General features: G+C 63.8%; 10 protein-coding genes. 3 read left to right on the top strand and 7 right to left on the bottom strand.

Annotated elements, in window-relative coordinates:
- Positions 1-198 (bottom strand): hypothetical protein (locus IH971_10005; protein ID MCH7498170.1); only part of this gene is annotated, 198 nt, incomplete at its 3' end.
- A 199-nt stretch (positions 199-397) separates the two neighbouring features.
- Between IH971_10005 and IH971_10000 the strand changes: the two genes are divergently transcribed.
- The 3 genes from IH971_10000 (at position 398) to IH971_09990 (ending at position 2,206) form a co-directional block, all read left to right on the top strand.
- Entirely contained in the window at positions 398-1,033 is a 636-nt protein-coding gene (locus IH971_10000; GenBank protein MCH7498169.1) for a hypothetical protein, read from the top strand.
- Between the two features lie 597 nt (positions 1,034-1,630).
- A complete protein-coding gene (locus IH971_09995; protein MCH7498168.1) occupies positions 1,631-1,825 on the top strand; it encodes a type II toxin-antitoxin system HicB family antitoxin in 195 nt (64 codons plus the stop codon).
- A 51-nt stretch (positions 1,826-1,876) separates the two neighbouring features.
- On the top strand, positions 1,877-2,206 hold the full coding sequence (locus tag IH971_09990) for a TfoX/Sxy family protein (protein MCH7498167.1): 330 nt from the start codon (positions 1,877-1,879) through the stop codon (positions 2,204-2,206).
- A 21-nt stretch (positions 2,207-2,227) separates the two neighbouring features.
- Here IH971_09990 and IH971_09985 read toward each other — a convergent pair whose 3' ends face one another.
- From IH971_09985 to IH971_09960, 6 genes are all read right to left on the bottom strand, one after another.
- Positions 2,228-2,914 carry a Bax inhibitor-1/YccA family protein gene (locus IH971_09985; protein ID MCH7498166.1) on the bottom strand — a complete coding sequence of 229 codons (687 nt, stop codon included), beginning with the start codon at positions 2,912-2,914 and terminating at the stop codon, positions 2,228-2,230.
- A 265-nt stretch (positions 2,915-3,179) separates the two neighbouring features.
- Complete coding sequence (locus IH971_09980; protein MCH7498165.1) at positions 3,180-4,355, bottom strand: cation transporter; 1,176 nt, start codon at positions 4,353-4,355, stop codon at positions 3,180-3,182.
- Positions 4,356-4,405: 50 nt separating this feature from the next.
- Positions 4,406-5,587 (bottom strand): amidohydrolase, encoded by a 1,182-nt coding sequence (locus IH971_09975; protein MCH7498164.1) that lies wholly within the window; start codon positions 5,585-5,587, stop codon positions 4,406-4,408.
- A gap of 83 nt (positions 5,588-5,670) precedes the next feature.
- On the bottom strand, positions 5,671-6,156 hold the full coding sequence (locus tag IH971_09970) for a DNA-3-methyladenine glycosylase I (GenBank protein ID MCH7498163.1): 486 nt from the start codon (positions 6,154-6,156) through the stop codon (positions 5,671-5,673).
- Between the two features lie 455 nt (positions 6,157-6,611).
- Positions 6,612-7,313, bottom strand: a complete 702-nt coding sequence (locus IH971_09965; protein MCH7498162.1) for a hypothetical protein — start codon at positions 7,311-7,313, stop codon at positions 6,612-6,614.
- A 6-nt stretch (positions 7,314-7,319) separates the two neighbouring features.
- Positions 7,320-8,182: glycerol-3-phosphate dehydrogenase (locus tag IH971_09960; protein ID MCH7498161.1), on the bottom strand; the 863-nt coding region annotated here is incomplete at its 5' end.

The following is an 8,182-nucleotide window of genomic DNA, read 5'->3' as shown; positions in this document are numbered from 1 at the left end:
GCGGATGTTCGACACGAAGGTTTGATCGGGATCGTACGGCAGGCTGGGAAGCGAGGTCGGGAGCGGTTCGACGATCGACAGATACTTGGCAAAATGGGAAAGCTGTTTATAGGCCCTACGCTTGGCGGCCGGCTGGGCGGAGAGGCGTTTCGGCTGGAGAAACCGCTCGAGCAAGGCAGGCTTCACCAGGCGCGGCACGGCTCGCGCAGCTTGGTGTGATCGCTCGGCAGCGACGATTAACATCTGGCGCGGCTCCAGACGCAATAACAGGATTCAGCAGCATGGTGTGTTTCTTAATAAATGATAATTAGACGGACAGGAGGCAAATGGTGTGAGATGTGATGGGGCAAGATGGCTCATCGGAGTTTGGCTGATCGTGGGTCTTCAGGCGGGTTCGTTGGAGGCGCAGAAAGTGTCGATTGGGGCGAAAGTTGGATCCGGACACGTGCCACTCACTGACTTGGCGGATTTCTATGGTAGTGTACAATACTCCCACTATGAGTCAGATCGCCTGGCCCTTTACTGGGAACTGTTCTCGAGGCTCGCCATTGCTGACCATCACATAGTCAAGCTTTCAGTGGAGCGAATCACAACGTCGTCGTCGCTGGCTGCGGTTTCCGTGTTCTCGCCTGGACCCGGCTCGGCCACATCTACTACTGAATGGGATTTCTCGACCGTACCCGTTAGCCTGACGTATGAATTCCATCTCTTAGGATTTGAGGCAGCATCCACGCCGTATCTCGGTGCTGGTTTTGCGGTGTACTTCAGCGATGTCGAGACTGTGACTAGGACGTTGTACAGCCCGGATGATAGGGTCGACCTTCTTCCAGATAGTGCAACGCGCGATGGCGAGGGCTACGGGTTTCATGGATACGTTGGGCAAAGAACACGAATCAATGACAGGCTCAGCTTGTCAGCCCAGATTCGCGGTCGGTGGGCGGATGGTATAGGTTTCAGCGACGACCCAGAGGATATCGACGTTGACTTCACTGGGATTGACTTGACGGTGGGGCTGGAATGGATGTTTCGGTAACTAATAGTGGCGCCTGCCGTCTAACATGCGCATGCAGCTGACGCGCCGCCCACCACAGTGACCCACTTCGGGAACACCGTGACAGGCGTTGAAGGGCGCGGTAACATGGGCGTTGTGTGGGGGCTCACCGAACTGGTGTGGGAGTATGAGGGCGTCACCAGCAGCAACGGCGGCAACTATCTATCGGTGCTGCGGAAAGGGGCTGATGGCGCCTGGCCCGCCTTATCTGGAACGATCCCGTCGCGGAAGAGAATTGAGGGAGGGCTAGCGCATGGCCTACGATGAAGGGCTGACCCGGCGCATCCGGGAGCTGCTGGACAAAATGAACAGGGAGCAGGAGATTGCTGTGATCATGGCTCGACCCAAGAAATCCGATTCCCATGGTAACCGTGGGCCTTAAGTTCACAAATGAAGCGCACCGAACAGCTCCGGTGGCTGCGCAGACATGGCGCCGTGCTCGTCAGGGAAGGGCGCCGACATTCCATCTGGGGTAAGGGACGTTTACGGACGCAGATACCCAGACACGGCGAAATTGTGGATGTACTTGTCCGAAGAATATGTAAGGATCTGGGAATTCCACCGAAGGGGAGGTGACCTATGAAAGAATATCGCGCCGTCATCAAGGAGGAGGAAGGATGGTGGATCGGTTGGCTGATCGACCTGCCGGGGGTCAACGCCCAGGAAAAGACGCATGAGGAACTGCTTGAGTCCTTGAAAATCGGGGCCGAGGATATGCTGGCGCTGGAGCCGGACATACCCCCGGACGCGCGCCTGGAGACCATTGAGCTATGATTTTTCGATGTCATTCAGGCATGTTAACCCGTCAGGAAGGAACGGGGCCCCATGGCCTACGATGAGGGCCTGGCCCAGCGCATCCGGGAGCTGCTGGAGGGCGAGACCGAGTATGTGGAGAAGAAGATGTTCGGCGGCGTTGCCTTCATGGTCCGGGGCCACATGACCTGCGGCGTCACCGGCGAGGACCTCATGGTGCGGCTGGCCGATGAGGAGCACGCGGAGGCCCTGGCCCAGCCCCACGTAAGGGCCATGGACTTCACCGGGCGGCCCATGAAGGGGTTTATCTACGTGGATTCAGAGGGTACGGCAGAGGACGAGGCACTGGGGCACTGGGTGGGGCGCGCCCTGGCCTACACCCGCACCCGGCCGCCCAAGTAGGGCCTGCCTGCCGGCAAGCCTCTAGCGCCGGCTCCCCGTGATGCGCAGCAGCATGATGAACAGGTTGATGAAGTCCAGGTAGAGCGCCAGGGCGCCGATGACGGCTTCCTTGGTGTCCTCGTCGGTGCCGGCGTTGCCGAGGACGTTCTTCGACTTGATTTTCTGCACATCGTAGGCCGTCAGGCCGGTGAAAATGAGCACCCCCACATAGGAGATCACCATGCCCATGGCGGAGCTGCGCATGAACATGTTCACCACCGAGGCGAGGATGATGCCGATGAGCCCCATGAACAGGAAGCTGCCCCAGCCGGTGAGGTCCTTTTTGGTGGTGTAGCCGTAGAAGGCCATGACGCCGAAGACACCGGCGGTGATGACGAAGGTGCTGGCCACCGATTCGGCGGTGTAGATGAGCAGGAGCGTGGAGAGGGTGACGCCGGTGAGGGCCGAGTAAAAGATGAACAGCCCGGTGGCCATGGTGGCACTCATGCGCTCGACGCGGGACACCAGGCCGATGACCACCACCAGCTGGATCACCGCCGCGACGATGAAGGTGCCCATGCCGATGAAGCCCACATTGGTGGCCACCCAGGTTGCCACCAGGCCGGAGACCAGCAGGCCGCCGCCCATCCAGCCGAAGACCTTGACCATGAAACCCTGCTGCTCCGCGGCGATGGCCTCGGGACTCATGGTAAGACGTTGGTCAGTCATGGCGTATTTCCCCTGAATTGATGGTCACGATAGCGCGGTGGGCCGCCCACAGGCAGGCCTAGGGGCCCAAAGTTTGCGCGTTCGACTTGCGCACGGGGCGAAGTTACGACATTTGCTGCGGCGACCCTGACATCGGTTGCGCCGCCGGTCGGCCGCGGGTCTCCGCTCCCCCGCCGCTGGCGGGGTCCAGGGCCGGGGGGTGAGGAACACGGTGCCTAGCTGTCCGGCTCATCATAGAGGCGAAATGCATATGGCGGCAGGCAGCTCAGCCGTAGGCATGGGGCGGCGAGATGTTAATCTCGATGGTGCTGCCGGGGAAAGTAAGGGCCAGCTCGCGTTGCAGCCAGCGCCGGGCCGACAGTTGCCGGTTTTCGCTCGCCTCGGGGGTTACCACCATGTCGAAGAGAATGGCGTGATGCTGGGGGGTCTCCACCACCCGCAAATCGTGAAAGCCCACCACCGTATCCGACTGCGGCACCAGGATATCGAGGCGTGCGCGCACCCGGTTGACCGTCTCGCTATCCTTATCCACGGGGTCGATGTGGACGGTGGCGTAGGCATCGAGCTCGGTGCGTAGAAACTGAGTAACATCCTCCGCCACATCGTGGGCGTCCTGGGCCGAGAGCCGATTGCTCAGCTCCACGTGCACGCCGATGAACTTATGCTGGCCGTAGTCGTGCACCGTCACGTCGTGGGCATCGATGACGTGCGGGCGGCTGCGGCAGAGCTCGCGGATGCGGGCAATGAGCTGCGGCGAGGGGGGCTCCCCCAGCAGGGGATCAATCACTTCCCGGGCGAGGGTAAAACCGGACCAGATGAGGTAGACGCCCACCACGACACCTCCGGCTGCATCGAGGGCGGGGTAGCCCCGGGAGCTGCCCCACACCGCCGCCAGCACCAGCACCGAGCTGATGGCGTCGCTGCGGTGGTGCCAGGCGTCGGCCTTGAGGGTGGATGAGTCGATGCGCCGGCCCAGCGCCCGGGAAAAGCGCCCCAGCCACTCCTTGAGGAGTATGGAGAAGACAATGACCAGCAGCACACCCCACCCGGCTGTAACGGGGACGGGCATGAACAGGCGTCCCACGGCCGACTTGATGAACTCGAACCCCACGACCCCCAGCATGACGGCGATGATGAGGGTGGCCACATACTCGGCGCGGCCGTGGCCGAAGGGGTGCTCCTTGTCGGCGGGCTTGCCGGATATCCGGAAGCCGAACAGCACCACCCCGGAAGTTGCCACGTCAGACAGGGAATGGACGCCGTCGGCGATGAGGGCCAGTGAATTGGCGGCCAGGCCCAGGACCAGTTTCAGGGCCGCCAGGAGTCCGTTCACCAGCATGCTCAGCCAAGCCTCCAGCATGCCGATGCGGGTGCGCACGGCTGGGTCGTGGGCATCCTTGTAGCCGGGAACGAAGGTCTTCAGGATAAGGCGGGTGAGCATGGATCAGGGCCGTCCCAGCTGCCGGTGAGGCATATTGTGACGGGGGCCAGTCACGTCCGGGGCAGCATGGCCGTGACGATGTTCACGAATACGCTGGCGCCGGCGGCCAGGGCGCGCTCATCGAAGTCGAAATGGGCGCTGTGATGGGGCACTTTGTCAGGACCATCGTCCGGCTTGGCCGATCCGACAAAGAAGAAGCAGCCGGGAACTTCGCGCAGGAAATAGGCTATGTCCTCACCCACCATGGAGCGGTCAAACTCCCCCGCGCCGTCGCCGGCTACCGTGCGCGCCGCCTGGGCGGCTACGTCTGTCATGGCCGGGTCGTTAACGGTAGGGGGATAACCGTGGCGGTAGGCCAGCTCGATGCGGGCGCCATAGGCAGCGGCCAGACCGTCACAGAGCGCCTGCAGGCGGTCCCGGATGAGCCGGCGCTGGTCCTCGCTATACGAACGGGCCGTACCCTGGAGGTCGACCCTGTCCGCGATGACGTTGTAACTGTAGCCCCCCTCGATCTTGCCGATGGTGACCACCCCCGGCTCGAGGGGGTCGAGGTTGCGGCTTACCACGGACTGCAGCGCCACCACCAGCTGGGCGGCCACATGGACGGCATCCACCGTGCCCTGTGGCCGGGCGCCGTGTCCTCCCTCGCCCCGGACGGTGATCTCGAAGGCGTCCGCCGCCGCCGTCACCGGTCCCGCCTGGACTCCGATGGCACCCAGCCGGAGGTAGTTCCAGAGGTGCAGGCCGAAGACGGCGGCGGGAACCGGATCGCGCAAGACCCCCTCACGCACCATGTGCTCGGCCCCGGCGTCGCCCTCCTCGGCGGGCTGAAAGATGAACTTGACGGTGCCCCGCCACAAATCCGTGTGCCGCTGGAGGGCCATGAGAGTGCCCAGGAGGATGGCCGTGTGGCCGTCGTGGCCGCAGGCGTGCATGACGCCGTCGTTGACGGACTTGTAGGGCAGGTCGCCGGTCTCCTGGATGGGGAGCGCGTCCATGTCGGCGCGCAGGGCGATGCAGGGACCATCGTCGTTGCGCAGGAGAGCCACGATGCCCGTGCGGGCCACCGGGTGGCGCACCTCCAGGCCGAGGCCGTCGATCCGGGCCAGGATATAGCGGGCGGTTTCCTCCTCCTGGAAGCCCAGCTCAGGGTGCTGGTGGAGGTGCCGCCGGAATTCGATCATGGCCTCCTCGAAGGGGGCCACGGCGGGGTGAAGGTGGAGTTTCGGCATGGGCAGATTCGCACGCGGTCTAGCCGCAGGGGCGGTCCTGCGCAAAAGTTACGTCGGAATCGAGCGTTGCGCTCAGGGGCGGCTCAGCGGGCTGCATGGCGGGGGCAACCCATGAGATGGTCGTCGACCATGCCGATGCTCTGCATGTAGGCGTAGCAGGTGACGGTGCCGACGAACTTGAAGCCGCGCTGCTTCAGATCGGCGGACATGGCATCGGATTCGGGCGAGGAGACCCGCAGCTTATCCCAGTTCTCAGCGAGGGGATACAGGCGGGTTTGGCCGTCGGTGAACTGCCAGATGTAGCGATCGAACGAGCCGAACTCCTGCTGCACCGCGAGAAATGCCTGGGCGTTGGTGACGGCGGCGCCCACCTTGGCTCGGTTGCGGATGATGTTGGCATCGGCCAGCAGGCGCTGCCGGGAGGTCACATCCAGCCCGTAACTGGCACTGATCGTTGAAGGCAGGTGCAGGCCCTTCTGCCGAGTGTTCGAATAGGCCGGCAGCTGGTGATAGCGGGTGCTCACCTTCGCCGTGACGGCCAGGGGCCAATCGATCTGCAAGCCGATCATGCTCCGGGACCGGGGCCAGGCGCCGGTCTGGAATCCGAAGCCAATGGTCCGGCCCAGAAAGGAGGTGCTCCGTTCGGACGCAAGATAGGGCTCCAGAGCCGGCACCCAGTTCAGCACATCTGTCCGGTCGCCCCGCTCAGTGAAGCCGAGGGTGTCCGCTTCCAGAATCGAGCCGAATATAATGCCTAGCGACAATCCGATGGCCGTGGATTCGCTCAATTGGCGCGATAGACCCAGCTTCAAGCTCGACACGCCGCCTTCCAATCGCCGAATCTTGGCATAGCGAAGCGTATCGGCAGCCAGGATCAGATAGCTATTGGTATCTATCAGACTCATCTGCGAACGAGTCAGCGGGTGCAGAACCACACCGAGCGCCGTACGATTATCCAGGTGTGCCAGAAAGTGAACCTGCTGTAGCCCTGCGCGGGATCGTTCCTGACCATCTTCGCTGCTGGTCAGTCGGGTTCCCAGGGTAGCGCGCAATTGGGTAGTCGGTAAGGCGTACCAGGAGGCCACACTTGTGGCCAGCACTTGGCCCGGCCCGAGTGGCAGACCACGCAGCCGAACTTCTCCACCTCGAGGGAGACCAACGCCTTGTAGATGTCGCGGGCGGCGATGGTGCCGAGGAAGGCCGCCGGCAGCGAGCGAAGCTGCCGTTGGATTTCGCGCCGGCCGAACTCGTGCTGGACGAGCACGGAGTGGGCGGTGACGACCTTTTTCTTGTCGTCGTCCTGGCCGATCGGCACCATCATGCCATCGATGATCGTGTAGCCACCACGGTGGCCACCGCGGCTGCGCCGTTTCTCTTTCGGTGTGAGCTCGCGGGTGAGCATCTCCGGCAGGCCTCCGCGGGGGCGCTTCTTCTTGCTCTTCTTGGCCTCCGCTTCTCGCTTGGCCTTGTCCTTCTCGATCTCCTTCTTGTCCTTGGGCCAGACCATGCGGACGGCCGGGGGTGAGTAGAACCTCATGAAGCGGTTCTGTACGGCCGGGCTGAACCGACGCCATAGTCGGCGAAAGGTCGTGCCCGCCGTGGCTGTGTCGCCCTCGTCCAGTGCCTTCTTGACCGCCGCCAGCGTGACGCGGCGCTCCTTGCGCTCGCGCACATAGTCCGCCATCGGCAGGATGTCGTCGCGGGCGATCTCGTGCTTGGCGGTCATTAGCGTCTAACCTTCATAGCCGTAGGCGCGGGCGAATAGCTCGATCGGGTGATGGGCGGTTTCGGTATCGGGCTTGTTCTCGCCGTCCTGGCGCTCGACGCCCTGAAGCAGGTGCAGGCCGGCGAGCGGGCACTCCGAGGCGATGAACTGCTGGCCGCTGTTGGCCACCTGGCGCGCCGCCGGGCGGCCGAGCTTGAGCGCGGTCTCGAAATGCTCCTTCATGACCCCCCAGGAGCCGCCGTGGCCCGAGCAGCGATCGATCACGGTGAGCTCCGCGCCCGGCGCCAGGCGCAGCATCTCCGCCGCCTTGGGGCCCATGTTCTGGGCCCGGGCGTGACAGGCCAGGTGCAGCGCGACCCCGCCGGGCAGCGCCCCCAAACCCTCGGCCAGACCCTCGTTCTTGGCGATATCGACGACATATTCGGCGATATCGTAGGTCGCCTCCGAAAGCTTCTTGACGACCGGATCCTCGGGCAGGATCAGCGGCCATTCGAACTTGAGCATCAGCGCGCAGGACGGCGTGAGCGCGATCACCGCGTGGCCCCGATCGATCCAGGGTTCCATCTCGGCCGCGACGCGGCGCGCGGCCTCGGCCACCTTGGCGATGTCGCCGCGCTCGAATTGGGGCATGCCGCAGCAGCCCGGATAGACGACCTGGGTCTCGACGCCGTTGCGGGCCAGGACAAAGCGGCTCGCCTCGCCGATGCCGGGGTTGTTGTAGTTGACGAAGCAGGTCGCGTAGAGCACGGCCTTGCGGCCGTGGGCCGGCGCGCTCGCGTTGACTCCGGGCGCCGAGCGCTTGGCGCGCAGCACGAAGGTCTTGCCGTGGAACTTGGGCAGCGCCGCCTCGCGGTGCACGCCGAGCACCG

Source organism: Candidatus Neomarinimicrobiota bacterium (assembly GCA_022560655.1).
Taxonomy (GTDB): domain Bacteria; phylum Fidelibacterota; class Marinisomatia; order SCGC-AAA003-L08; family TS1B11; genus JADFSS01.
This window is presented reverse-complemented; position numbering and strand designations above follow the sequence as displayed.

Coding starts and splice junctions, on each gene's coding strand:
- IH971_09980 (MCH7498165.1), bottom strand. CDS start 4,355: ATGCTCACCCGCCTTATCCTGAAGACCTTCGTTCCCGGCTACAAGGAT.
- IH971_09985 (MCH7498166.1), bottom strand. CDS start 2,914: ATGACTGACCAACGTCTTACCATGAGTCCCGAGGCCATCGCCGCGGAG.
- IH971_09995 (MCH7498168.1), top strand. CDS start 1,631: ATGAAAGAATATCGCGCCGTCATCAAGGAGGAGGAAGGATGGTGGATC.
- IH971_09970 (MCH7498163.1), bottom strand. CDS start 6,156: ATGATCGGCTTGCAGATCGATTGGCCCCTGGCCGTCACGGCGAAGGTG.
- IH971_09965 (MCH7498162.1), bottom strand. CDS start 7,313: ATGACCGCCAAGCACGAGATCGCCCGCGACGACATCCTGCCGATGGCG.
- IH971_09990 (MCH7498167.1), top strand. CDS start 1,877: ATGGCCTACGATGAGGGCCTGGCCCAGCGCATCCGGGAGCTGCTGGAG.
- IH971_09975 (MCH7498164.1), bottom strand. CDS start 5,587: ATGCCGAAACTCCACCTTCACCCCGCCGTGGCCCCCTTCGAGGAGGCC.